The following is a 961-nucleotide window of genomic DNA, read 5'->3' as shown; positions in this document are numbered from 1 at the left end:
GATGAGCAGCGAGTGCTCGGCCAGGCTGTACGGCCTGCAGGTTGCACCAGTGAAGCGATTGAGGAGGCTGAGGTGATGCCCGATCGTCCGCAGGTCGATGGTGCCGGGCAGTGGATGCTTGAGCGACACCTCGGCGCCGGTTGCGGTCGTGATGATGATCATGAAGTTGGTGGCGTTGGAATGTGGAAGGGCTGTGCAGGGCGTCAGGCGCGCATGCCAGCGAAGTCGAGGAAGCGAGCCTCTGGGCCGCAGGCGCCGAGGGCGTCGCGCACAAGCGCGACGGGCATTGGCGTCGGCAGGCCGGCGTCGGGGCATGTGCAAATGCGCTCACCGTTCGCGTCGTACGCGCCGTAGCGGCACAGCACGCAACCGCGCTCCGGTGCCACCTGAATGCAGGTTGCAGTACTGGTCATGCTCCTGCCCAGTACATGCCCGTTGCCACGGAGAGAAGGGCAGCCAGACTGCCGATCGACGTGCCCCAGATGAGGCCATGCCGCCAGCCGATCCGATACTTTTCGTGGCCGATATCGCGGATATCGCCGGCCATCAGTGCGCTCATCCAAGGAAGATTCTCGTGAAGGAGTTGCTCCCTGAACCCTTCCAGAAACACCTTGAGTTCTTCATCCGGAAGGGCGGCCCCGGCTTCGAAAGTCTCTCGCAGACTGAGGATCCGTGAAGGATGGACGGGGAACTTCAGCCACGCTTCGGAGGTGGGGGAGGCGGCCTCTTCACTGCGCACGGCTGCGGGATCGGCAGCGGCTGATTTCGTCTGTGTGGTGGTGTTCATGATGGTTCCGTAGAAGGGTGTTCTCGCAGGAGCGGGCTCAGAAGTCGGTGGGCGCGATCCAGCCGCCGAAGCCCCAAAGCAGGAGCAGCAGCAGGTACACGAGGGGCCAGCGGACGCGCGGATTGCGGTCGGCCCATGCTTCGAGGGGGAAGTGCGCGTGGCTCGCGCTCATGC

At 64.3% G+C, this 961-nt stretch carries 1 protein-coding gene; it reads right to left on the bottom strand.

The annotated features are described in order from the left end of the window. Positions 1-409: 409 nt before the first annotated feature. Entirely contained in the window at positions 410-787 is a 378-nt protein-coding gene (locus AC1D01_RS36515) for a hypothetical protein (RefSeq protein ID WP_477874671.1), read from the bottom strand. Between the last annotated feature and the right edge of the window lie 174 nt (positions 788-961).

This window comes from Rhizobacter sp. P3_B12 (assembly GCF_056402895.1).
Note: the sequence above shows the minus strand (reverse complement) of the source record. Positions and strands in the feature narration are given on the sequence as shown.

Excerpts from the sequence above, each read along its gene's own strand:
- AC1D01_RS36515 (WP_477874671.1), bottom strand. The coding sequence starts at position 787 with ATGAACACCACCACACAGACGAAATCAGCCGCTGCCGATCCCGCAGCC.